Source organism: Pseudomonas sp. Z3-8, assembly GCF_051131975.1.
In the GTDB taxonomy this organism is placed as follows: Bacteria; Pseudomonadota; Gammaproteobacteria; order Pseudomonadales; family Pseudomonadaceae; genus Aquipseudomonas.
Genome location: NZ_CP071643.1, coordinates 1,208,175 through 1,232,346 on the forward strand (window position 1 = coordinate 1,208,175; position 24,172 = coordinate 1,232,346).

The 24,172-nt window shown below is 60.6% G+C and carries 15 protein-coding genes and 1 tRNA gene; 11 read left to right on the plus strand and 5 right to left on the minus strand.

What is annotated here, in order from left to right; all coding sequences use genetic code 11:
* Positions 1 to 7 precede the first annotated feature (7 nt).
* The 5 genes from J3P94_RS05660 to J3P94_RS05680 all read left to right on the plus strand — a co-directional run bounded on the left by J3P94_RS05660 (position 8) and on the right by J3P94_RS05680 (position 14,688).
* Entirely contained in the window at positions 8 to 6,112 is a 6,105-nt protein-coding gene (locus J3P94_RS05660; protein ID WP_434571942.1) for a filamentous hemagglutinin N-terminal domain-containing protein, read from the plus strand.
* Between the two features lie 97 nt (positions 6,113 to 6,209).
* Entirely contained in the window at positions 6,210 to 7,874 is a 1,665-nt protein-coding gene (locus J3P94_RS05665; protein ID WP_434571943.1) for a ShlB/FhaC/HecB family hemolysin secretion/activation protein, read from the plus strand.
* Between the two features lie 1,237 nt (positions 7,875 to 9,111).
* Positions 9,112 to 9,948 carry a response regulator transcription factor gene (locus J3P94_RS05670; RefSeq protein WP_434571944.1) on the plus strand — a complete coding sequence of 279 codons (837 nt, stop codon included), beginning with the start codon at positions 9,112 to 9,114 and terminating at the stop codon, positions 9,946 to 9,948.
* Positions 9,948 to 12,335 carry a 7TM-DISM domain-containing protein gene (locus J3P94_RS05675; RefSeq protein WP_434571945.1) on the plus strand — a complete coding sequence of 796 codons (2,388 nt, stop codon included), beginning with the start codon at positions 9,948 to 9,950 and terminating at the stop codon, positions 12,333 to 12,335. The genes J3P94_RS05670 and J3P94_RS05675 overlap by 1 nt, the downstream gene beginning before the upstream one ends.
* Position 12,336: 1 nt before the next feature.
* Positions 12,337 to 14,688: a TonB-dependent receptor gene (locus J3P94_RS05680; protein ID WP_434571947.1), complete on the plus strand. Its 2,352-nt coding sequence runs from the start codon at positions 12,337 to 12,339 to the stop codon at positions 14,686 to 14,688.
* Here J3P94_RS05680 and J3P94_RS05685 read toward each other — a convergent pair.
* A complete protein-coding gene (locus tag J3P94_RS05685) occupies positions 14,672 to 15,757 on the minus strand; it encodes a diguanylate cyclase domain-containing protein (RefSeq protein WP_434571949.1) in 1,086 nt (361 codons plus the stop codon). The genes J3P94_RS05680 and J3P94_RS05685 overlap by 17 nt on opposite strands.
* Before the next feature lie 254 nt (positions 15,758 to 16,011).
* On the opposite strand from J3P94_RS05685, the gene J3P94_RS05690 reads away from it, so the two are divergent.
* The 4 genes from J3P94_RS05690 (at position 16,012) to J3P94_RS05705 (ending at position 19,045) form a co-directional block, all read left to right on the plus strand.
* Positions 16,012 to 16,479, plus strand: coding sequence for a hypothetical protein (locus tag J3P94_RS05690; protein ID WP_434571950.1), 468 nt, complete (start codon positions 16,012 to 16,014; stop codon positions 16,477 to 16,479).
* A 559-nt stretch (positions 16,480 to 17,038) separates the two neighbouring features.
* Positions 17,039 to 17,524: a hypothetical protein gene (locus tag J3P94_RS05695; RefSeq protein WP_434571952.1), complete on the plus strand. Its 486-nt coding sequence runs from the start codon at positions 17,039 to 17,041 to the stop codon at positions 17,522 to 17,524.
* 61 nt (positions 17,525 to 17,585) lie between these two features.
* On the plus strand, positions 17,586 to 18,281 hold the full coding sequence (locus J3P94_RS05700) for a hypothetical protein (RefSeq protein ID WP_434571954.1): 696 nt from the start codon (positions 17,586 to 17,588) through the stop codon (positions 18,279 to 18,281).
* A gap of 404 nt (positions 18,282 to 18,685) precedes the next feature.
* Positions 18,686 to 19,045, plus strand: coding sequence for a DUF6124 family protein (locus J3P94_RS05705; protein ID WP_434571956.1), 360 nt, complete (start codon positions 18,686 to 18,688; stop codon positions 19,043 to 19,045).
* Positions 19,046 to 19,169: 124 nt separating this feature from the next.
* Here J3P94_RS05705 and J3P94_RS05710 read toward each other — a convergent pair whose 3' ends face one another.
* The 4 genes from J3P94_RS05710 to J3P94_RS05725 form a co-directional block, all read right to left on the minus strand.
* Positions 19,170 to 19,844: a DUF4276 family protein gene (locus J3P94_RS05710; RefSeq protein WP_434571958.1), complete on the minus strand. Its 675-nt coding sequence runs from the start codon at positions 19,842 to 19,844 to the stop codon at positions 19,170 to 19,172.
* Complete coding sequence (locus J3P94_RS05715; protein ID WP_434571960.1) at positions 19,841 to 20,968, minus strand: AAA family ATPase; 1,128 nt, start codon at positions 20,966 to 20,968, stop codon at positions 19,841 to 19,843. The genes J3P94_RS05710 and J3P94_RS05715 overlap by 4 nt, the downstream gene beginning before the upstream one ends.
* A 152-nt stretch (positions 20,969 to 21,120) precedes the next feature.
* Positions 21,121 to 21,450 carry a hypothetical protein gene (locus tag J3P94_RS05720; protein ID WP_434571961.1) on the minus strand — a complete coding sequence of 110 codons (330 nt, stop codon included), beginning with the start codon at positions 21,448 to 21,450 and terminating at the stop codon, positions 21,121 to 21,123.
* Positions 21,451 to 21,785: 335 nt separating this feature from the next.
* A tRNA-Leu gene (locus J3P94_RS05725) sits at positions 21,786 to 21,870 on the minus strand.
* A 108-nt stretch (positions 21,871 to 21,978) separates the two neighbouring features.
* Between J3P94_RS05725 and queA the strand changes: the two genes are divergently transcribed.
* Both queA and tgt read left to right on the plus strand, forming a co-directional pair.
* Positions 21,979 to 23,028: a tRNA preQ1(34) S-adenosylmethionine ribosyltransferase-isomerase QueA gene (queA, locus tag J3P94_RS05730; RefSeq protein ID WP_305498973.1), complete on the plus strand. Its 1,050-nt coding sequence runs from the start codon at positions 21,979 to 21,981 to the stop codon at positions 23,026 to 23,028.
* Positions 23,029 to 23,042: 14 nt separating this feature from the next.
* On the plus strand, positions 23,043 to 24,158 hold the full coding sequence (gene tgt, locus J3P94_RS05735) for a tRNA guanosine(34) transglycosylase Tgt (RefSeq protein ID WP_305501181.1): 1,116 nt from the start codon (positions 23,043 to 23,045) through the stop codon (positions 24,156 to 24,158).
* The last annotated feature ends 14 nt before the right edge of the window (positions 24,159 to 24,172 follow it).

Sequence of the window (24,172 nt, forward strand, 5' to 3'; positions counted from 1 at the left end):
AACAAAAATGAACAGAGTTTACCGAGTCGTCTGGAATGCCGTGATGGGCGCATGGCAGGTGGCATCCGAGTTGGTCAAGAGCCACGGCAAGGATAAAAGCCGTACCTCGCTCAGCCTCGTCATCGGCGTGGGCGGCGGACTTTTCGCCTCGGTAGCGGCGGCGGGAGCGTTGCCCACCGGCGGGAACATCGTCGCGGGTAACGGCAGCATTCAGCAGAATGGCAACAACATGGCCATTCACCAGGGCAGCGACAAGCTCGCGATTGACTGGCAGGGCTTTTCCATCGGCAAAGGCAACACCGTCGAATTCGTCCAGCCTGGCAAGGCGTCGGTCGCCTTGAATCGTGTGCTGGGCTCGGATGTATCGGCGATCCAGGGCGCGCTGAAAGCCAACGGCCAGGTGTTCCTGGTCAACCCCAACGGCGTACTGTTTACCCCCGGCGCACAGGTTGATGTGGGCGGCCTGGTGGCCTCCACGCTCAACTTGAGCACCGAAGATTTCCTCGCTGGCAACTACCGTTTCAGTGGCAACAGTGCCGCCTCGGTGGTGAACCAGGGCAACATCAATGCAGCGCAAGGCGGCACCGTTGCCTTGATCGCCGCAAAAATCGTCAACGAAGGCAATATCACCGCGCACAAGGGCAATGTGCTGCTCGGCGCCGGCAGTGTCGTGACGCTCGACCTGGGCGGGCCGGTGCAACTGGAAGTGAAAGAAGGCGCGCTTCAAGCGTTGATCGAAAACGGCGGCGCCATTCGTGCCGATGCCGGCCGCATCCTGCTGACCGCCCGTGCGGCGGAAACCCTCGCAAGCACCGTCATCAACAACACCGGGTTGATCGAAGCGCGTTCTCTGGACATCGGTGAAAACGGCCTGGTCACGCTGATGGGTGACCATGGCGATGTGCAAGTCGCTGGGCGTATCGATGTGTCCTCCGACACCGCCAAGGGCGGCAAGATCGTCGTGACTGGCGAGCGCGTGGCGATCAAGACAGGCGCCGTGCTCGACGCCACCGGCGCCAAGGGTGGCGGCGAAATCAATGTGGGCGGCAGCTGGCAAGGCAAGGACCCGTCGATCAAACAGGCCAGCCAGACCACCATCGCCGCAGGTGCCGTGCTCGACGCATCGGCCACCGACAACGGCAAGGGCGGTACCGTGGTGGCCTGGTCGGATGTCAAGAAGCCGGGCAGCGTGACCCGCGTGGACGGCACCCTGAAAGCCACCGGCGGCGCCAAGGGCGGCGACGGCGGCAAGATCGAGACCAGCGGTGCCAAGCTGGCGGTGAGCAAGGCGGCCGATGCTTCGGCTAAAAACGGCAAGGGCGGCTTGTGGTTGCTAGACCCGGACAGCGTCACGGTGGGGCCGGGTAACGGAGGGTTGACCGGCGGCGCCAACGGGACAGAAGCCACGGTTGGCTTCAACGCGATCGATACGGCCCTGGCCGGCGGCACCGACGTCGCGATCAAGGCTGACAACAGCATCCACTGGAATGGCGACTACACCCCGTCGAGCATCAGCGGCGAGCGGACGCTGACCTTGCAGTCCGGGCACAACGACGGCGGAACCGGCCGCTACGTCTTCGGCAATATTTTCCTCAACGGTGATATCGACGCCAGTGGCGCCGGCAATGGCAACAGCCTCGCGTTGATTCTCAACGGCAAAGTCGCGCTCAACACCGATGTGAGCTTGAAAAGCAACGGCGGCAACGTCGTGTTTGCCGGCGTGGTGGACTCCGACGCGGTAGCCAACAACCGCCAACTGCGCGTCGATGCCGGTTCAGGTTCAATCATCTTCAGCGACATGTTTGGCGGTAACAGCGCGCTGGGCTCGCTGTACGCGACCACCAGTGGCGCCGGCAAAACCTATATCAACGGCGCGAAAGTCTTCACCAGCGGCGAGCAGGTCTACACCGGCGCCGTCGAGCTGGGCACTTCGCAGTTCCTGAACGCCGACTTCGAAAACGGCCTGGTCGGCTGGCAGACGTCCATCGCCCAGTTCTTCACCGGCGTCACCGTGGTCGACGGCGTGGTATCGCCGGATGACCCGACGCTCCCGACCACCTCGCCAACCAACGGCAATGCGCCGAGTGTTTCGCCTGGCGACCAGGGCGACATGAACTACAAACCGCTCACCCCGGTTGCCGCCGCTGGCCAGGGCAAGGACGGCGGCGCTGCGCTGCTGCTGGGTACCGAGAACAATTCCAACTGCCTCAACGCGCCCGCCGGTTGCATCATGCGCGGCCCTTCGGTCGTGAGCGAGGGCACGGTTTCGCTGGCGGCAGGGGAAGCGGTCAGTTTTGATTACAAACCGGTCGCGGGCGGCGACACCTACGATGTCTTCGGCTATCTGTTGAACGTCAACACCGGCGAATACCAGATCATCCTGAACGAAACGGGTAACGGTACCGACGCGGTGAATTGGCAAACCCGCACGGCAACGGCTGATAGGGCTGGCACATACAAGTTCGTCTTCGTTTCTGGCAGCTTCGACCAGACCGCCGGCAAGCAGGTCGGTGGCTCGCTGTACGTCGACAACATCAAGACCAACACCTCGGGCAGCAAGGGCCTGCAGGGCAGTTCGATCACATTCAACGGCAGCCTCAACAGCACCGATAACAACCTGGCCATCAAGGCGGACGATATCAACTTCAACGGTGGCGTTGGCAGCGTTACCGGCAACGGCAGCATCGCCCTTGAAACCAACACCCCGAGCAAGAACATTGCCGTGGGCGGCAGCACCGGCGATGCCCCCGGAGCGTTGGAGCTGACCGGCACCGACATCGGCGCACTGAGCGACGGGTTCACCTCCGTCAAGATCGGTGGCGCGGACATGACCGGTGACATCAATGTCATCGAGCAGACGCGCTTCAACGACAGCCTGGTCCTCGATGCCGGTACCGGCAATATCCACATCAATGACCAACTGACCCTGGCGGACGCACCGGGCACCGGTAACGACGACAACAAACCGGCTCCGGTGCTGGCGTTGCAAAGCAATGGCGGCAAGATCGACCAGACCGCTGGCGGCGCCATTATTGCCGATGGCCTGGTGCTGTTGGGTAACGGTGCCGTCCATGACCTGGACAACGCCGGCAACGACGTCAATACCATCGCCAGCAACACCGGCACGGTCAGCTTTGCCGATGTCGATGACCTGACCGTTGGCGTTGTGACCATTCCCGACAGCCAGACTCCGGCAAACCCGCAAGGCGTACCGGTTGCCGGCATGACCCAGACCGGTGACCTGAACCTTGTCTCCGACACCCTCACCGTCGGCCAGGCCTTGGTCACCCAGGGCGATACAAGCCTGACCGCCGACGAAATCGATCTCGCCGCGAGCGTCGCCGGTGGCGGCAGCCTCACCCTCCAGCAGAAGACCGATGGGCTGGATATCCACCTGGGCGGCAGCGACGATCCGGAAGTCACCGGGCCTAACGATCCGCTGGTGCTGTCTGACGCCGACCTGGCCAATATCCAGGATGGCTTCGACAAGGTCGTCATCGGTAACGATAAGACGCGCAACATCACCGTCGACGACGAGGGCGCGACCTTCAAGGACGACCTGGCCCTGGTCGCAAACGGCGTCCTGGACCTGCTGGGCAATCTGGCGCTCAAGGACCCCGAAGGCAGCGATGAGGACGGCACCACCGGCAAGGGCCTGACCCTTAGCGTCGACGCAGGAAAAGGCGCGACCCAGGCAACTGGCGCGACCATCACTGCGGACGAACTGGCCTTGCGCGGTGAAGGTGACTTCAACCTGGGCAAGGGCGGGCATGACGTGAGTGTCATCGCCGCGGATGTCGGCAGCCTGAAATTCGCCGGCAACGGCGACCTGACCGTGGGCGTCGTGGACGGTACCGTGGGGATCACCTCCGATGAGGCGGTCACCCTGAAAACCGATCACGACCTGACGCTGGCCAAAGGCATCACCATTGATAACGGCCCACGGGATGACGCCAACAATGGCGAAACCCGTGCCGATGACATCATCACCCTGGAAGTAGGGGGCAACACCACCCAGTCCAGCGACGTCGGGGCCAAGCTGGATGCCAGTGGCCTGGTGCTGCTGGGCGGCAACTACGAGTTGAACCATTCGGGCAACGTGATTGGCGATATCGCCAGCGAGGCGGGCAAGGTCCGCTTCAACAACACCGGCGACCTCAAGGTGGGCACGCTGACCGCGACCCATGCCGACGGCACGCAGACCAGCCTCACCGGCGTGAACAACACGGGTGATGTCAGCATCGGCACCCAAGGCAATCTGGCAATCAACGAAGGGCTCGCCACCAGCGGCAACGTGTTCCTCAACGTCGACGGAAAGACCACGCAGGACAGCAACGGCAACATCACTGCCGACGGCCTCGCCCTCAACGGCGGTGACTTCGAGTTGCGCAACAACGGCAACGTAGTGGGTGATATCGCCAGCGAGGCGGGCAAGGTTGCGTTCAACAACACCGGCAACCTGAAGGTCGGCACGCTGACTGAAACCGATGGCAGCGGCAACGTGGTCAAGACCACGACTGGCGTGAACAACAGCGGCGACGTGAGCATCGGCACCCAAGGTGATCTGGCGATTAACGAAGGGCTGGTGACCAGCGGCAACGTGTTCCTGAACATCGGCGGCAAGACCACCCAGGACGGCAACGGCAATATCACTGCCGATGGCCTGGCGCTTAACGGCGGCGATTTCGAGTTGCGCAACAACGGCAACGTGGTCGGTGATATCGCCAGCGAGGCGGGCAAGGTTGCGTTCAACAACACCGGCAACCTGAAGGTCGGCACGCTGACTGAAACCGATGGCAGCGGCAACGTGGTCAAGACCACGACTGGCGTGAACAACAGCGGCGACGTGAGCATCGGCACCCAAGGTGATCTGGCGATTAACGAAGGGCTGGTGACCAGCGGCAACGTGTTCCTGAACATCGGCGGCAAGACCACCCAGGATGCGAACGGCAATATCACCGCCGATGGCCTGGCGCTCAAGGGTGGTGATTTCGACCTGCGCAATGCCAGCAACTGGGTCGGCGATATCGCCAGCCGAGCGAAGGACGTCAACTTCGTCAACCGCAGCGACGTCACCGTCGGCAGGTTGACCGAGACGGCACTGGACGGCACCCAGCTGGACCAGATCGTCGGCATCGGCAACTCCGGCAAGGTCCGGGTCGTAACGACGACCGGCAACATCACCCTGGCCGAGAACGTCAGCACCACCAGTAACGCTTCCGATGCGATCGTGCTCAACGCCGGTCAATCGGCTTCGGCGGGCGTGGCCGCGGGCGGTGATGTAAAGGCTGATGCCGGCGTGACGGTGTCCACCGGCGTTGGTGGTCGGGCGGTGATCTACACCGGCAGCCTTGCCGGTAGCATCCGGATGGTCGATGTGGTCGGCAGTGGCAGCGGCAATTTCCGCTACAACAGCGACGAGCAGCAGAGCAACTTCGGCAGGGCGTTGGGCAACAGCGGCGTGCATGCCGTGTACCGCGAGCAACCGGCCCTGGTGGTTTCAACCAACGGTACGACCACCCAGACCAAGGTGTTCGACGGCAGCACCACCTTCGACGGCGGCGGTATCGGCGGTTATGACGCCAACGGTCTGTGGAACGGCGACACCAAGCAGATGCTCGGCAACCCGCTGTACTCGGTGGGGACTTCCGGCCCGGGCTCGCACCTGATCAACATCGGTGGGCTGGCTGACCTGGGTTACCTGATCGTCAGCAATCCGGCCAACGCCAACCTCACCGTGACCTCCTCCATTGACTACGAGGCCGTCCGGCAGAGCGTCGCCGATGCAACCCGCGTTGGCGCGCAGCAGAATTCGCCGCATGCCCCGGAGCTCGATCCGGCCCAGCCGAAACCGGCTGACTGGTCTGACTACGGCGTCGAGGACGGCGGTCTCCTGCTGGTGGACCAGGGCGGTACTCGGGCGAAGGGCAATGCGGGCGATAGCGGTTCGGCCGCCCAGGCCGAGGACACCGCCAGCGAGCGGGAACTGGCCGGGAACGTCTGCTCCGACGGCGGGGTATCCGCCGGCGGCGCGTGTGCGGCCTATCCGCCGCAGACCGTGTTCGTCGTGCGTGGCGGTGTGCGCTTGCCAAGCCTGGCCATGCGTCCCTGAACCCTGAAATCCACCTTTTCATTTGAAGGAGCCCCCTGGCCACGTCCGCGGACGTGGTCATGGGCTCAGGCAAGCCGAATTTTTCGAGATTGATCCAATGCATAACAAACTGATGTCCTGCGCCGCCGGTCTGGCGTTGTTGTCCACTTCTCCGGCCTGGGCGGCGACCCTGCCGGCACGCCCGATTCCCGACGCCGGCCGAATCCTGCAGGAACTGCCGATTCCGCAGCAGGAGCTGCCGCAAAGCATTCGCCTGGATGTCGAGGCACCACAGCCGGCACAGGAAAAAGTCGGCGGCGCCAAAGTCCAGCTCAACGCCGTGCGCTTCACCGACAACACCCGCATCGACGAGGCCAGCCTGCAACGCGTCGTTGCCCCGGCCATCGGTCAGGCCCTTGATCTGGATGCGCTGCGCGAAGTGGCCCGGCAGGTCACGCTTTACTACCGCGAGCAAGGCTACCCCTTCGCACGCGCCTACCTGCCGGCACAACGCATGGAAAAAGGCGAGCTGACCATCGCCGTCATCGAAGGCCGCTATGGCAAAGTCACCGCCGTCAACGACGATGCAAAACTGGCCGCCCAGGCGCAGCCGTTCCTGGATGACTTGCAGCCGGGCGACGTGATCGAGCGTGAGCGCCTGGAGCGCAGCATATTGGTGCTCTCCGACTTGCCGGGCGTGGCGGTGCGCCCGGTCATCCGTCCGGGTGAAGCGCTCGGCACCGGTGACCTCAATGCCCAGGTGAGCAAAACCGAGGCCTTCGAGGGCAAGGCCACGCTGGACAACCACGGCAACCGCTATTCGGGGCGCAACCGCCTGACGGTACAAGGCGATTGGAACAGCCCGCTGATGTTGGGCGATCGCCTCAGCGCCGCGGTGATGGCCACCGATGAAGACCTGTATTTCGGCAGTCTCGGCTACTCGATGCCACTGGGCACCTCTGGCCTGCGTGGCAACGTCGGTTACGCCCAGAGCTCTTATGACCTGGGCGCCGAATTCGCCGACCTGGGTGCGACCGGTACTGCCGAAGTCAGCAGCATCGGCCTGAGCTATCCACTGCTGCGCAGCAACCAGGCGAACCTCATGCTGGCCGGGCAGTACCAGCACAAGGACCTTGAAGACAAATACGAAGTGCTCGGCCTGAGCTTTGAAAAAAGCAGCAACTCGCTGCCCATCAGCTTGCAGTTTGACGTCAGGGACACTTTGTTCGGCGGCGGCATCACCTACGGCGGCGCAACGCTGACCTACGGTGACCTGAAGCTGGATTCGGCCCTGCGCGAAGGCGACCGTCAGACTGCCCAGACCGAAGGCGATTTCAGCAAAGTGAATGTCGACCTCGCCCGCCTGCAAGCGCTGCCAGCCAACTTCACGCTCTTCGCCCGTTTCCTCGGCCAGTGGAGCAACGACAACCTCGACTCCTCAGAAGATTTCAGCCTCGGCGGTATCGATGGCGTACGCGCTTATCCACAAAGCGAAGGCTCGGGCGACGAAGGCATGCTGACCCAGATCGAGCTTCGCTACCCGATCGACAAGCTCACGCCTTACCTGTTCTGGGACGCCGGCAAGGTGCGCATCAACCACAACGAGTGGGCCGATGAGGAAAACACCCGCAGCATCTCCGGCGGCGGTGTCGGCTTGCGCGCTCAATACGGCCAGCTGTCGTTCGACGCAACGGTCGCGTGGCGCCACTCCGGCGGCGAAGCGCAAAGCGATACACGCCAGGAAAACCCGCAACTGCTCGCTCAGATCGGCTACTCCTTCTGATTGCATAAAGCCCCCGTGGCGAGGGAGCAAGCTCCCTCGCCACGGGTTGAGTGAACGGCATCAACTGCGTCGGCCATCTCGCCTGTTGGTTTCAATCAAAACTCGCCTGGGCTGATGTCCAGGCGCAGCCAATCTTGCTTGCCATCCCTGCACCGGATTTGAAATAGAAACCGAATCCCTGTGGGAGCGGGCCTGCCCGCGAATCGGCGGTGGTAACACCGTTCATTCAAGGATTCACACTAACCCCGTGGCGAGGGAGCTTGCTCCCGCTGGGCTGCGAAGCGGCCCCTGAACCAGGCACCTCGGTGTGTCAGGTAAATTGGGTTTGCTGCTTTGGGGCTGCTGCGCTGCCCAGCGGGAGCAAGCTCCCTCGCCACGGGTTGAGTGAACGGCATCAACTGCGTCGGCCATCTCGCCTGTTGGCTTCAACCAAAACTCGCCTGGGCTGATGTCCAGGCGCAGCCAATCGTGCTTGCCATCCCTGCACCGGATTTGAAATAGAAACCGAATCCCTGTGGGAGCGGGCCTGCCCGCGAATCGGCGGTGGTAACACCGTTCATTCAAGGATTCACACTAACCCCGTGGCGAGGGAGCTTGCTCCCGTTGGGCTGCGCAGCGGCCCCTGAACCAGCACCTCGGTGTGTCAGGTAAATTGGGTTTGCTGCTTTGGGGCTGCTGTGCAGCCCAGCGGGAGCAAGCTCCCTCGCCACGGGTTGAGTGAACGGCATTAACTGCGTCGGCCATCTCGCCTGTTGGTTTCAATCAAAACTCGCCTGGGCTGATGTCCAGGCGCAGCCAATCGTGCTTGCCATCCCTCCACCGGATTTGAAAAAGAAACCGAATCCCTGTGGGAGCGGGCCTGCCCGCGAATCGGCGGTGGCAACACTGTTCATTCAAGGATTCACACTAACCCCGTGGCGAGGGAGCTTGCTCCCGCTGGGCTGCGCAGCGGCCCCTGAACCAGCACCTCGGTGTGTCAGGTAAATTGGGTTTGCTGCTTTGGGGCTGCTGTGCAGCCCAGCGGGAGCAAGCTCCCTCGCCACGGGGTTTAGCGAACGGCATCCCCCGCATCAGTGAACGCCCAAATCGTACGACCGTTTATCGCCCCTCAAAAATTTGATAGCTTCAGTTCTCGCTTAACCTGCCGCTATATCGATTTGTTGCCGGCCCGGTACATAATTCCTCGCTTGGCAATTCGCGACAGTGACCTGGCTGAACACAACAAGAGACCTGGCGAATGGACAACGGACGATACGAAAGGCCGGCAGCGGCGGCGGGGGGCTCGGCGGTGTCCGACGCGTTGCCGCATATTCTGCTGATCGACGATGTCCCTGAAGACATCCGCGCCACGCTCATCCTGTTGAAGACCCAGCCCTGGCGCATCTCCCTGGCCAGCGATGCCTACCAAGGCTATCAAAGGGCACTCGCCCTGCGCCCGGACCTGATCGTGCTGGATGTGCACATGCCGCAAATGGATGGCTTCAGCCTGTGCCGGCTGTTGCGCGAGGCACCGGCCACACGGCAGACGCCGATCCTGTTCCTGTCATCGGCCAATACTTCATTGGAGCGCCTCGAAGGGCTGACGGTCGGCGCGGTCGATTACATCCCCAAATCCTGCGCTCCCGAAGAAGTGCTGGCGCGGATCAAGATCCACCTGCAACTGACCTGGCGAGCACCACCGGCTCTCCACGAAAGGCCGGCGGATCCGGAACCGCAAGGCGATGAAATCGTGCTGCGCGCGGCGATGCGCCTGATCGAAAACCAATTGGACGACATGCCGTCCCTCGGCATCCTCGCGCAAAAAGTCGGCACCCATGAAAAACGCCTCTCGGCGATTTTTCGCGAACACCTGGGGATGACCGTGTTTGCCTATATCCGCGACGCCCGCTTGCGGCGCGGCCAGGATCTGCTCGCCGAAAGCGCCATGAGCGTGCAAGACGTCGCCGAACTGGTGGGTTTTCGCAACGCCTGCAATTTCACCACGGCGTTCCGCCAGCGAATCGGCATGACGCCCAGTCAGTTTCGCCAGCAGACCCTGGGCACCAGCGAAATCGAGTCGGCCGGGCGCGCCTGATGCGGCTACTACAGTTTTTCTTGCTGACAATAACGTTGTTATCCACAGGCCTGCTGCGCGCGGCGCCTGTGGATATCTGCCGCGCTGACCAACTGGACCTGATGCCCTCGGCGCAGATTTTCGAAGACGCCCAGGCCAGCCTGAGCCTGGAACAAGTCGCCCAGCTGCCCGAAAATGATTTCAACTCTGCAACCGCGCACTGGCCGACCCAGGGCTATAGCCGGTCCGCGTTCTGGTTGAAATGGCAGTTCACCAATTCGAGCGCTGAGGCCTGCTCGCGCATGCTGGTCGTCGGGGCGCCGCGCCTGGAAGACATTCGCGTCTACCAGCCGGGGCATGACGCCCATGCCGGCGGCGCCTATCCCTTGGCCGAATGGCCGCAGCCAGCGGCGCGTCAGCCGGCATTTCCGGTAACGTTGGCGGCAGGGCAGAGCACCACGGTGTTCGTCCGGGTGAAGAGCAACTTCCAGATGCTGCTGGAGCCGGAACTGTGGTCCGAAGCGGCGCTGCTGCGCAGTCAGCAACAGACGTACCTGAGCGACGGGCTCACCCTCGGCATCGTCCTGCTGGTCGTCCCGTTCGGCCTGATCGTCGGCTGGATCCTCCGTTCGCGACTGCTCAGCGTGAACGCCGGCGCGGTCCTCAGTTATATCCTGCTGACCTGCATCCTCAACGGATATTTGATCTACTGGCCGAGCGCGCTGGGTTGGACGCGTGAGCTGCTGACCTGCGCCAGCGCGATCTCTTTCGTCCTGTTTCTGGCCTACTTCCGCGTGTTGTTGCAGGTATCCCAACTGCCCAGGATCATCGCTTGGAGCTATTGGGTTCCGCTGCTGGGCTGCATCTTCGGCCGGCTCTGGTGGCTCAAGGTCGATGCGGTCCAGGGCGCGCAGATGGTTCAGGTGGCCCTGTTCAGTTTTTATGGCGTGCTGCTCGTCACGCTGTTCATGGCCTGGCGCGCGCGCCTGAGCTACAGCTGGATGGCCTGGCTGGTGCCGGCGCTATTGCTTGGGCAACTGCTGATGCGGATCTTTTTCCCTCAGGAACAATTGCCCTGGCAGTCGCCGCAAAGCAAGTACAGCTTGTCGTCGACCTTGGCCGGCGTGGTCCTGCTGGTGTGTACGTTGCTCATGGAAGTTGCCCGCAGCCGCAACCGCGAGAAGCACGCCCTGTCCACCCTCGAACAACAACGCCAGGCCGAACACGAACGGCTGGAAAGCACCGTGGCGCTGCGCACCTCGCAACTGCGTGAATCGCTGGCCGCCCGCAGCGCGTTGATGGCGCGGATCAGCCACGACCTGCGTTCGCCGCTGGTGCGCATCATCGACTACGCACGCCTGCTGCACGCCGGGCCCAACCGCGACTATCAAGCGACGATCGAGCGCAACGCCCGCCAGCAACTGGAGCTGATCGACGAAATGCTCGAGTTTTCCCGTGGCGAGCTGGAGCAGATGCAACTGACCCTCGCACCGGGCTACCTGTACGGCTTCCTCCACGAGATCGCAGATGAGGCGGGTTTCCTCGCCGCGCGCCAGGGCAATACTTTCGAGGCGAACTTGGCCGATGACCTGCCGCCGCTGGTGGAAGCCGACTTCAAACGCCTTCGGCAGGTGCTGATGAACCTGCTGGCGAACGCGGCGAAATTCACCCGCGATGGCCAGATCCGCTTCGAAGTGAGCGCAGGTCCAGGCGCCAGCGCCGGCACCGTGGAACTGCACTTCAACGTGATCGACAGCGGCATCGGCATCGACCCGCAAGAATTCGAACAACTGCTGCAACCGTTCCGCCGCGGCCGCAATGCGCAGCGCTACGAAGGCAGCGGGCTTGGTCTGTCCATCGTCACGCAATTGCTCGAACGCATGGACAGCCGCCTCGAACCCCTGGCCACCGGGCAGGGCAGTCACTTCAGTTTTCGCTTGCAACTCAAATGCGCCGAGGAACACGAGCTCGAAAACGGCATCGTCGACAACAACGCCGCGCCGTTTGATGGCCATGGCAAGCATGTGCTGCTGGTGGACGACATCGAGCAGAACAGCGAGTGGCTCTACGATCTGCTGGCCGGCTACGGCTTTGACGTGAGCATCGCGACCAACGGCGAAGCGGCCTTGGCCTGCCTGGCGGAACAACCGGTCGACCTGCTGATCAGCGACCAGATGATGCCCGGCATGGACGGTTGGGAACTGCTGCGACAAGTGCGCAAGCGCCGGCACCCTCTGCCCGTGATGCTTTATTCGGCGGTGCCGCCACGCAGGCCGCAGGATTATCCAGAGGATCTGGAGTTCAATGCGGTATTGCTCAAACCCGCCGACAGCCGCGAACTGCTGGCGTGGGTCAAGGCACTGGCCTGCCCGGACACGGCGCGTCGTGCGTTGGCTCGGGAGTTCTAGGATGCCGGGTTTGAGTTACCGGTTGCTCCTGATCGGCAGTCTTTCGGCATGGCCCTGGACGGTGGCGACTGCCGGCCAAGAGGCGCCCGGCGCCCTCACGCTCGACGAAACCACGGTGACCGCCCGACGCCGCGAAGAAGACCCGCAGGACGTGCCGATTCCGATCAACGTCCTCTACGGCGAACAGCTGGACGAGGCCGGCCTGCACTCGCTTCGAGACATTCAACAGCGCGTGCCCGGCCTGATCGTCTCCGGCCATGACGCCCGTTACGCCGGTTTCGGCCTGCGCGGCTTCGGCGCCACCGCCTACAACGATGGCCTGGAAGGCAGCGTCGGCACCTATGTCGATGGCGTCTATCAGGCGCGCCAGGGTATGGCCTTCACCGAGCTGATGGACATCGAGCGCATCGAAGTCCTGCGCGGGCCGCAAGGCACTTTGTTCGGCAAGAACACCACCGCCGGCGCCCTGAACATCATCACCCGCCAGCCGACCTTCCAGCCTGAAGCCAACCTGGAAGCCAGCTATGGCGAGCGCGGTTTGCGTGAGTTTCGCGGGACGATTTCCGGGCCGCTGCAGGACGACGTGCTGGCCGGCCGAATCAACGTTTTCGACAGCGCCTCCGAGGGCAGCGTCGAAAACCTGCAAGACGGCAGCCGCCTCGGCGATGCCGACAGCCAAGGCCTGCGCGGCCAACTGTTGTGGACGCCGAACACCGATTTCAGTGCTCGCCTGATCGCCGACTACGCCGAGCAAAACGAAGCCGGCAACGTCCTGTTGGCCAATCACTACAGCCAGCAAACCCGCAAGCGCGACCAGTTCGTCGGTTATCCGCTGGCGGAGCCCGACCCTTACAAACGCGAGACCCGCATCGACGCGCCGGGCCGTCCACGAACCCTGCAGAACGGCGTGTCACTGGAATTGAACTGGGACCTCGACGAGGCGATGCGCTTCACCAGCATCACCGCTTATCGCGACTGGGACTACCGCGCCACCCGCGACGGCGACAGCACCGCGCTGGCGGTGGCCCAGTCCGAAACCGAGCTCGGCCATCGACAGTTCAGCCAGGAATGGCGCCTGTCCGGCACGGCCGGTTCGTCCGTCGAATATGTCGCCGGCCTCTACTATCTGCGCCAGCAGCTCGACCGTGAGATCGATGCCGAATTCGGCAAGGACGCCGCGCCCTGGTTCGTCGGCGATCAACTCGACCAACTGAAAAAACTCTTCGGCATCAATTTCACCAATCCAAGGCAGGTGCCGTCGATGCTGCTCAATGGCGCCCAACAACATTTCGACGGCGAGCAGAAGGGCGACAGCCGAGCGATTTTCGGCCAGCTCTCCTGGCGCCCGATCGACCCGCTGGAACTCACCGGCGGCCTGCGCTACAGCCATGAGCGCAAGGACGGCTTGATCTCCCGCGACGTTAGCAACCTCGCCCCGCTGACCGGCTTGCCCCCGCTGTTCCAGGCCGGTGGACAATTGCTGCGCGACATCGCCCTCGGCCGTGGTTATTACCGCGAGGACTCGATCGAAGAACACAACGTCTCCAGCCTCGCCAGCGCCAGCTACCGTTTCAGCGAAGCGGTCATGGGCTACGTCAGCTGGTCGCGGGGCTACAAGGCCGGCGGCATCAACTTCGACGTGGTCGGCCCGTTCACCGCGCCGACCTTCGAGCCGGAGCGCGCCACGTCCCTGGAACTGGGCGTGAAAACGCGTTTCTGGGACGAGCGCGCATTGCTCGACCTCGCCGTCTACCAGACCGACGTCGACAACTACCAGGCGCTTACCTACAGCCCGCCGACCTCGCTGTTCGCGCCGCCGCTGCGGGACAACCTGATCAACGTCGGCAAAGTCCGCCTGCGCGGCATCGAACTGGATTCCGCCTGGCAACTCACCTCGCAAGTGACCGGGCGCCTCGGCCTGGCCTGGAGCGATGCGCGCTACCGCAGCTTCCCCAACGCGCCGTGTCCGCCGGCCTCGGGCCAGTGGACCTGCGACCTCAGCGGCGACCGGCTCTACAACGCGCCGGAATGGAACCTCAGCAGCGGCCTCGACCACAGCCATCCGCTGCCCTACGGGTTGGAAGCTTTCAGCGGCATCGACTACAGCTTTCGCACCGGCTACTACGGCACCCTCGAAGGTGGCGAAGGCAGCTATCAACCGAGCTACGGCCTGACCAACCTGCGCCTCGGCCTGCGCAGTCAGGACCGCGCCTGGGAAGTAGAAGGCTGGGTGCGCAACGTCTTCGACCGCAACTACATCACCGCCGTGTATTCACTGCTCGGCGCCGGTGACTACGGCGTCATGACCGGCAGCGAACGCACCCTCGGCACCACCGTCAGACTTCGCTATTGACCGAAATGAACCGCGTCGGGCAGAACGCCAGACGATTGCCGCCGGCCTTCTTCGACAGGTACATCGCCTGATCCGCCTTGCTGATCAGCGCATCGACCTCCAGCCCATGCTCCGGGTAAAACGCCACGCCGATGCTCGCGGCGATCTCTACCGTCTGCGCACCAATCAGGATCGGCGCATTCGCCGCCGCCAGCATCCGCTTGAGCAACGGCTCGCTGTCCGCCACCTCCTGCAAACCCACCAGCCCGGCGACAAACTCGTCACCGCCGAGGCGTGCCAACGTATCGCCCTCACGCAACGTCGCGTTGATCCGCGCCGCGACAATCTGCAACACCCGATCACCCCAGTCATGGCCATAGCTGTCGTTCAGCGCCTTGAACCCATCCAGGTCAATAAACGCGATCGCCACCTTCTGCTGATGCAGGCGCGCCTTTCCCAACGCCTGGCGCATCCGCTCGGCCAGCAACAAGCGATTGGGCAATTGCGTAAGCGCGTCATACCGCGCATCCCGCTCCAGCAACTGCAAGCGCTGCTTCATCTGCGTCATGTCGCTGCACAGCGCCACGTAGTGCTGAACGTTGCCGTGACGGTCATGCACCGCACTGATGCTGATCCGCGACGTCATCTCCCGGCCATCCTTGTGGCTGCTTTGAATCTCACCGGACCAATGCCCATGGAAATCCAGCGCATTTTTCATCGGCGCATAAAACGCCGCGAGCCGCCGCACCATGCGATGAGAATTCAACTCCCGCCCCAGCACCTCGTCCTGCCCATAACCAGTAAGCCGTGTAAACGCCTCGTTCACGCCGATGATCCGACCGAACGCATCGACCATGATCACCCCGTCGCGGGCATGGCTGAACACCGTCGCGGCCAGCTCCGGGCAAACGTCGCTGAGGTAACGGTCCAGCGCGCCTTCGTCACGGGGCGCGGGCCAAGTCCTGGAATCAAAACCCTGCTGCGCCAGATAGGCGGCCAGGGAAGAAAGGGATTTATGCAGGCGGGTCAGCGCATTCGTAGCGAGCCTGGAATTGAGGCAATAGCCGCGAATGAAGGTGCGTAGGTTCATGGGAGGTACACGGTGCTCGGGTTGCAGCGGTTGGGGGTGAGTGGATGTGGGCATTATCGGGGTGGGGGAGTGGAGGGGCGTTTGCTGGAGGGGATGGGGGCTTTGCGGGAGGGGATGGAGTGGAGAGATATTTTGTGACGCCTTGAAAACCATTCTGTCGCGGCAACGGCTATAGGCTGTCGGAGGATTGTGTCAGGCTATGCCGTTCCCTGGTTTCGCTAGGGACTTTTTCATGCTCAGGACGAGTCATTAGTATGTTGATGAAGTTAGCGCCGAAGAAGCGGCGCAACCCGCGTAATTTCTATCTGGGTATCGCTGCGGTGGTACTGATTGCCGGGGTTGGACGCTATTTCGCGCTCAAGGCCGAGCGGGAGAAGGTGGCTCAACAGGCGCAGCTGGTCCAGCACCTCGCCCAGTTTGACGCGACCCTCCCAAAGCAAGTGGATGCGATAACCACACTTGAATACGTCGGTTTCATCTACGGCGACACGATCTTCTACCGCTACAGGATCGACTTGGCAGCAAGCAGCCTCTCCGAGGAACGCAAGGCCAGCATGGAGGCGGGAATACGGCGTGGTCTGGAGCAACTGGTCTGCAAGGAACCGCAGCTCCTGGCGATGATGGGTCGGTTCAAGTTTCACCAGGAGCATTTCTATCTGGCCAGGAATACCACACTCTTTTCCATTGAGCTTCGTCCTGAACATTTGAGCTGCCCGGGGTAGGTGCTGTGTCCAGAAAGGGACAGACCTATTTATTACTACGCTGCTCAGTTGAGTAAACGCTGAACCCCGTGGCGAGAGAGCTTGCTCCCGCTGGGCTGCGCAGCAGCCCCTCTTCCTCCATCGGGCAACCGCTCACGCCAGCCAAATGAAGCCCTGTCAGTAACGCCTGACAGAAACTGTCCAAAAGGGACCAGATCTATTTATTACTACCTGCTCAGTTGAGTAAACGCCGGACCCCGTGGCGAGGGAGCTTGCTCCCGCTGGGCCGCGAAGCGGGCCCAAAACCTGCCAAATGCTGAGCATCAGGCACGACGCCCCCGCCGGTTGCGACTGGTTCGCAGCCGAGCGGGACCAAGCTCCCTCGCCACAGGTACATCATTCTCTCAAGTGAACCGCATTGCGTGTACAGCGGGATCTTTCTTATCCGAAGAGCACCAGTCCTCCTGATCTCCCATCCCCGGCGCCCTGACAAAAGGGGCGAAGCACGGACTCAAAAATTCAAGTAGTCGGATAGGACGCCGATAGTGTTGCGCAAGAAACATCAAACGAAGGATCGAGCATGTTCTACCCACGTGAAGCTGAAAAAGATCATCTCTATAACCGAATAGTTCTGCTGACCGTGGCTTGCTGTGTGCTGCTGCTCCTGGCCTCCTTGGCAAAACACTCCGGGACCATCTATGGGGCCATTCAATGGAGTGCTGTCGAGGTGAAAGGCACCGTGACGCAACTTGAAAGCATTCCCATGAATGAAAACGGCATGATCATTCACTACCGGTATACCGACAGTGGCCAGCAAGTCCACGAAGACGATTACGCGGACCAACGCTATAACGAACACCATCAGTTCGAAGTAGGCGGGGACGTTCCGCTGCTTTACTCACGCTGGTTTCCTCGAATCAGCAGCATCGCCACCGAGCTTCATACGTATCGCTCTGGCTTCATCATCATGGCTGGCGGGGTGTTGCTGACGTTAGTGTTTCTCGGGATCTCTTTCATGACGTTCGGTCAGATTTATCGGATGAAGGAAGAAGACCGCCTCTATTGAAAGACTGGTAGGTCTTGCACCCCAGGGCTTTCATTCATCCATGTAATCGGTTTTCCCTCCCATGAAAAAGCTGTTTCTCGCCTTGCTTTCCGTCGCCCTGCTTTCCGGGTGTGTCACCAAGTCGTTGAGTGTCGAAGACCGTCACCAGATCAAAACCATCAGGATCCTTCCGGTGTACTTTGCCGTGCAGAACTTCAAGTACACCAGCATGACCCAGGCCTGGGGAGCAGGCTTGGGTGCCGGAGCAGGTGCCGCAACCGGCATGGCGGCCGGAGCATCCAGCGCCGCCACCAGCGCATTGACCGGCGCCGGCTCGGTCGCGGGCACCAAGGCGGCAGACGGCGCGACGGTGGATATTTCCCAAGCGATTCTGAACAACATGCAGGCCCACGGTATCGATGTGGGCAAGCTGGTGCATGAAAGCTTCGAAAGGCGCATCAAGCAAGAAGGGCTGTTCACCATTGTCGCCGAAGGCGAGAAAGCGGACGCCGACGTTGAAATCATGGTCATGCAGTGGGGGCTGAGCCTGAAAAACTACAGCACCGTGCTTTACCCGGTCATTGGCGTGAACGGATTCATGAAGCGCGGCGGTACATCGGTTTGGCGCAACATCAATACCATCTCGCCATTCAATGAGAGCAACACCCTCGCTTACACCCCTGAACAGTACGCCACCGATCCCGAAGCACTGCGCGCGGCGTTTTCCCGCGTGTCCGATCTGGCAGTCGGCAAGCTGATTGAAGACCTGAAACAATAACCGCCCAGGCGAGCCGGAGTGCTGCCTCATGGATCAGGAGCGATGGATGGCCATTGCGTCAGCCGGGGCTGTCAGACACCGGACGCCCCTCGCCCGTAAGCCCACATCACCTTGCGCCTTTACCTACAACTACGCCAGAATCCGCCGGCTTGTGCGCCCCGGGCCGCGTCGGTAGTTTGAGTCCTGTCACTGCTCATCAGTGATCGGGTTTAGCAGCTCGTGGTGAAACAGGTTGTGCAAGGCGTCATCCAGTCGGGATTCCATCCTGCACTCGATGGTGGCTGTGCGCAGGGCGTCCCCGGACGCGCCGGTTTCTTGTTTCCCCGGTCTGCTAACCTGCGTACAGCTGCCTCCCATCGTTTAGCAGCGAGCGGGTGATGGCTCCAATGAGAGGAAGCAAGACGATGGCAAAAGTAACTCCAAACCCACCTGCGGCAGACGAATCCGTATCCCGCGCCCAATCCGCCCGCAACAAGAAACTCGAAGACGCCACCAACCGCGCGTTGAATTTCTATCTGAAACCCAAGCCCGAGGGCGAAACGCCCGGGAATTCCAGCGCGCTGTTTCGTATTGATCCTGATGTGGATACGGAGTGTTTGCTTGCGAATTTGAGCGAGAGCTTGGCTTCGGCGAACGCGATGATCAGTGATTTGGCGTTTGATCTGGAAGGGTCAAGGCGGCATGTTGCGTTGGGGATTTTGCAGGTGATTGAGTTGAGTGAGCTGTTGGCGAATAGGGCTTTGGATATTGTTGAGGGGAGGTAGAACAGCAGCCCTACGTGCCGCTTGGATTGGAAAAAGGTCTTGCTCAGCAAGGCCTTTTTTGTGCTCTCTTTTTCTTTGCTCGGCAAGGCCTCAGATTCTTGGTCTATAACGCTCTGGCATTCGTTTATGTGATGGGTAGCAAGGATTCCATGCATTTGATCCAAGTATTAAATCTGCTGCATTGCGACCGAATCACGGGTAACCCAATCTCAATAGCGGCCAGCGAGCCATGCAAAGGTTTGTCATAGCCTTCGTATAGGTTCTGAAGTCGTTTGCTCGGAGCTGTCAACGGACTATTGTTTATGGCTTCCGGAGTATCGAAATCGTTTCGGATACGCAGAAGCTTTGCTTCGAGGGCTGGTTGATTAATTCCTTGAGCGAGTCGCGTGGGGCAGCTAAACAGTAACCCCTCGAATTCGTACATCTGGACATAGGGAATGAATCGGCGCATTACCTCGTCACCGAGCTTTTGTCGCAGCTTGTCTGTCATGGCCTCCAGCAAACAATCGGCCTTGGCATCCATGGTTTCTTTGTTGCTCGCTTCCTTCTTGCCGGGAAACGCCTCGGGCAAGCCATAGAAATCGAAGAAAGTAGTGCAATAGGCCTGGCGGTCACCGAGCAGCCGTTTTTCAACATCAGTAAGCAAGCGCTCAAAGCGGAAGTTACCGCCCTTGTGTCCCGGTTTTCCTATCAAAGCTGGCACAAGATAAATGTTCATATGGTGAAAGGCTGGGGCAAGCACTTCATTAATGAACATTTCCTCAGTCTGACCCTCGCAGATGACATGTATTCGAATCATCTACGCGGCCTCCCGCCAAGGATGTTTTTTTCCCAGAGTTCACCCACTGAATAATCTTCTAACCAGATATCAAATTCGCCCTCGTCGAGTCGTTTGAATACCGTCGCCCCTTTTTCGCGTTCGACTATGATCAGATCGCTGATGGGGAACTCATTCACCAAGGGAACAGACTGGGTTGAGACAATTACCTGCATCCTCGTCGAGGCCGACCGTAGCAAAGATCCCAATAATGTAATGGCGTACGGGTGTAGGCCTAGTTCAGGTTCATCAATGATTATGGTCGACGGAGGATCGGGTTGCAGTAGTGCAGTAACTAGGCACATAAAGCGGATTGAGCCGTCCGATAGCTGACTAGGCCAAAAGACGTAGTCGCTGTCATTTTGACGCCACTGTAGATTAATCAGCTCTTCTTCCGTATCCAATCGTCGAGGTTTGAGCACGAAATCATCAAAAAATGGTATAGCCAACTGAACAGTCTTGCGAATCTGCTCATAGACATCCGGCGTTTCTACGGCTAGACGATACAGATAAGCCGCGAGATTCGAGGCGTCGGACCGCAGATAATCGTTGAGGTGCGCGGGGCCAAAGCGCTTGACGCTGGCCATGTCACTGGTGTCGTGGAAATGGAATACTTTCCAGCTGGAGATCGATTCGTAACAGTAAACTACCGCGTCATTTTTATAGGGCGCTATAAATCTTTTGGAGTCGAATGCGTCCTTGAGTTTTGCTTCTTTATGTCCTGAGCCAAGCGGAATCCATTGTTCTCCGTACAGAGGTCCATCGAAAAAAAGCCATTCATTCGAAAATAGAAAGTCGCCTTCTACCGTGGGCTCCAGCTCGAACCGATAGCCATTCAAGCCAAACTTCACGAAGGACTCGACTTTCTGAGTTTCTTTCACTCCGAAACTGACAATACGATCAGCGGAGCCTTGCTGAGTTGTCCATTTTTTCAATCGCAACTCCATCATCTCGCCGAGCATACGAAAGAAGGAGACAAAGCTGCTTTTACCGGCACCGTTTGCACCCAATAGTACGTTCAGGCTGCCGAGGTGCAGACCATCCAGATCTTTGATGGATTTGAAACCTTTGATCGTCAACCGGCTGATGGGTTTTTTCTTGCTCATTGTCGCCTGATTCCTTAAGCAGGGTCGCCTGTCGCATCTCAGACCACTGTCATTCGTACCAGCCAGAGTTTGCCACTGATCTCAAAGACTGGCTCGCCTCATCCTAACCCTAATTTTTTCCAGCTAATACCTGCTCTTGGGTAGGACTTCATTTACTGGATATTTTTCAGATAGACATTGAGCGCGTTCAGCGGGGTACATAGCTCATTTACGGTTTGCGAAGCCCAGAAGTCGTCGGCCAACCGCCCCAACTCCCGCCCCAGCACCGAATCCACCCCACCAACCGCCCCCAACGCCAAACCCAAACACCGCCCAATCTCCCCCTGAATCCCAACCAAATCCCCCCGCCTCACCAACAACCCAAAAACCTCCCGATCACAACCCCCCATCAACGGATCATCCCGCAGAATCGGGCTGTGACCCTCCGTCTCATAAGCCAGCTTGAGCGAGTAAAGAGCGACCGTTTCCAACAGCAATTCCATGAGGTGAAATCCTTGGTGACCGGGTGAAGAGGGTGGGGTGGTGGTTTATGCCTTGGCGGTGGCAACTCGGAGTATCGGTGTAGGCAGTGACTTTTTTGTGAGCGCTTTGCGCTCAAGCGGGAGCAAGCTCCCTCGCCACGGGTTTTTTCCTACCACCCGTTCTTCCTTGCCACAGATCCTTTCCCATTAGGGGTTTGGTATTTGGGGCTGCTTTGCAGCCCAGCGGGGATCAATCCCCTCGCCACGCCCTGGGGTGGGATTTGCGCTGATCACAGCAAAGCCACTTTCCTGCAGACGAAAAAAAAGACCTTGAATTTCAAGGTCTTTCTTTAAGATGGTGCCCCGAGGGAGACTCGAACTCCCACTCCTTTCGAAAACGGATTTTGAATCCGCCGCGTCTACCAATTCCGCCATCAGGGCTCAATGGCGGCGAAGTATAGAGAGGTGCCTACCGTTGGTCAATCACGTTTCATGGTGAATTTTTGATAATTCCGCTAGACTTTCCGGCCCTGCTAGACGAACCCCATCATGCGTGTTGCTGACTTTACCTTCGAACTCCCGGATTCGCTGATCGCTCGCCACCCTCTGGCCGAGCGTCGCGCCAGTCGACTGTTGACCCTGGACGGGGTCAGCGGTGCCATGGCTCACCGTCAATTCACTGATTTGCTTGAGCATTTGCGCCCGGGCGATTTGATGGTGTTCAACAATACCCGAGTCATTCCGGCGCGGTTGTTTGGCCAGAAGGCCTCCGGCGGCAAGCTGGAGATTCTGGTGGAGCGGGTGCTGGACGGGCATCGGGTGCTGGCCCATGTGCGGTCGAGCAAGTCGCCCAAGCCGGGCTCGTCGATTTTGATCGACGGCGGCGGTGAGGCGCGGATGGTGGCGCGGCATGATGCGTTGTTCGAGCTGGAGTTTGCCGAGGAGGTGTTGCCGCTGCTCGACCGTGTCGGGCACATGCCGTTGCCTCCTTATATAGACCGCCCGGACGAAGGTTCGGACCGCGAGCGTTATCAGACCGTGTACGCCGAGCGCCTGGGGGCGGTGGCGGCGCCGACGGCGGGGCTGCATTTTGATCAGCCGTTGCTGGAGGCGATTGCCGCCAAGGGCGTGGAGACGGCGTTCGTGACGCTGCATGTCGGCGCCGGCACGTTCCAGCCGGTGCGCGTGGAGCGCATCGAAGATCACCACATGCACAACGAATGGCTGGAAGTCAGCCAGGAAGTCGTCGATGCCGTGGCGGCGTGTCGCGCCCGCGGTGGGCGGGTGGTGGCGGTGGGGACCACCAGCGTGCGTTCCCTGGAAAGCGCCGCGCGTGATGGCGTGCTTAAGCCGTTCAGTGGCGACACCGACATCTTTATCTACCCGGGCCGGCCGTTTCATGTGGTCGATGCCTTGGTCACCAACTTTCATTTGCCCGAATCCACGCTGTTGATGCTGGTTTCGGCGTTCGCCGGTTATCCCGAGACCATGGCCGCCTACCAGGCCGCCGTCGAGCATGGGTACCGCTTTTTCAGCTACGGTGATGCGATGTTCATCACCCGTAACCCCGCGCCACGCGGGCCCGAGGAAACCGTATGAGTCGCACCTGTCGCATGTCCTTCGAGTTGCTTGCTACCGATGGCAAGGCTCGTCGCGGTCGTCTGACCTTCCCCCGCGGTACGGTGGAAACCCCCGCGTTCATGCCGGTGGGCACCTACGGCACGGTCAAGGGCATGCTGCCGCGTGACATCGTTGCCACGGGCGCAGAGATCATTCTCGGAAACACCTTCCACCTGTGGCTGCGTCCGGGCATGGAAGTGATCAAGGCCCACGGCGACCTGCACGATTTCATGCAGTGGAAAGGCCCGATTCTGACCGACTCCGGCGGTTTCCAGGTGTTCAGCCTCGGCGCCATGCGCAAGATCAAGGAGGAGGGCGTGACCTTCGCCTCGCCGGTCGATGGCTCCAAGGTGTTCATGGGCCCGGAAGAGTCGATGCAGGTGCAGCGCGACCTGGGCTCGGACATCGTGATGATTTTCGACGAATGCACGCCGTACCCGGCCGATGAAGACGTGGCGCGGGTGTCGATGGAGCTGTCGTTGCGCTGGGCCCAGCGCTCGAAGAATGCCCATGGCGAAAACACCGCGGCGCTGTTCGGCATCGTGCAGGGCGGCATGCACCAGGATTTGCGCATGCGCTCGCTCGAAGGCCTCGACAAGATCGGCTTCGACGGCCTGGCGATTGGCGGCCTGTCGGTGGGCGAACCGAAGCACGAGATGATCAAGGTGCTCGATTACCTGCCGGGCCAGATGCCCGCTGACAAACCTCGTTACCTTATGGGCGTTGGCAAACCGGAAGATCTGGTTGAGGGTGTGCGCCGCGGGGTGGACATGTTCGATTGCGTGATGCCAACCCGTAATGCCCGCAATGGGCATCTGTTCATCGACACTGGTGTGCTGAAGATCCGTAACGCGTTCCATCGCCATGATGATTCGCCGCTCGATCCGACGTGCGATTGCTATACCTGCCAGAACTTCTCCCGCGCTTATCTGCATCATTTGGACAAGTGCGGCGAAATGCTCGGCAGCATGCTCAATACCATCCACAATTTGCGCCATTATCAGGTGCTTATGGCTGGTTTGCGCGAGGCTATCCAACAGGGTACATTGGCCGCCTTTGTCGAGGCCTTCTATGCCAAGCGCGGGTTGCCTGTTCCGCCTTTGGACTGAGTTTTCCGATCCCT

Excerpts from the sequence above, each read along its gene's own strand:
- J3P94_RS05685 (WP_434571949.1), bottom strand. The coding sequence starts at position 15,757 with ATGAACCTACGCACCTTCATTCGCGGCTATTGCCTCAATTCCAGGCTC.
- J3P94_RS05705 (WP_434571956.1), top strand. The coding sequence starts at position 18,686 with ATGGCAAAAGTAACTCCAAACCCACCTGCGGCAGACGAATCCGTATCC.
- J3P94_RS05670 (WP_434571944.1), top strand. The coding sequence starts at position 9,112 with ATGGACAACGGACGATACGAAAGGCCGGCAGCGGCGGCGGGGGGCTCG.
- tgt (WP_305501181.1), top strand. The coding sequence starts at position 23,043 with ATGTCCTTCGAGTTGCTTGCTACCGATGGCAAGGCTCGTCGCGGTCGT.
- J3P94_RS05660 (WP_434571942.1), top strand. The coding sequence starts at position 8 with ATGAACAGAGTTTACCGAGTCGTCTGGAATGCCGTGATGGGCGCATGG.
- J3P94_RS05695 (WP_434571952.1), top strand. The coding sequence starts at position 17,039 with ATGTTCTACCCACGTGAAGCTGAAAAAGATCATCTCTATAACCGAATA.
- J3P94_RS05710 (WP_434571958.1), bottom strand. The coding sequence starts at position 19,844 with ATGATTCGAATACATGTCATCTGCGAGGGTCAGACTGAGGAAATGTTC.
- J3P94_RS05680 (WP_434571947.1), top strand. The coding sequence starts at position 12,337 with ATGCCGGGTTTGAGTTACCGGTTGCTCCTGATCGGCAGTCTTTCGGCA.
- J3P94_RS05715 (WP_434571960.1), bottom strand. The coding sequence starts at position 20,968 with ATGAGCAAGAAAAAACCCATCAGCCGGTTGACGATCAAAGGTTTCAAA.
- J3P94_RS05675 (WP_434571945.1), top strand. The coding sequence starts at position 9,948 with ATGCGGCTACTACAGTTTTTCTTGCTGACAATAACGTTGTTATCCACA.
- J3P94_RS05720 (WP_434571961.1), bottom strand. The coding sequence starts at position 21,450 with ATGGAATTGCTGTTGGAAACGGTCGCTCTTTACTCGCTCAAGCTGGCT.
- J3P94_RS05665 (WP_434571943.1), top strand. The coding sequence starts at position 6,210 with ATGCATAACAAACTGATGTCCTGCGCCGCCGGTCTGGCGTTGTTGTCC.
- queA (WP_305498973.1), top strand. The coding sequence starts at position 21,979 with ATGCGTGTTGCTGACTTTACCTTCGAACTCCCGGATTCGCTGATCGCT.
- J3P94_RS05690 (WP_434571950.1), top strand. The coding sequence starts at position 16,012 with ATGTTGATGAAGTTAGCGCCGAAGAAGCGGCGCAACCCGCGTAATTTC.
- J3P94_RS05700 (WP_434571954.1), top strand. The coding sequence starts at position 17,586 with ATGAAAAAGCTGTTTCTCGCCTTGCTTTCCGTCGCCCTGCTTTCCGGG.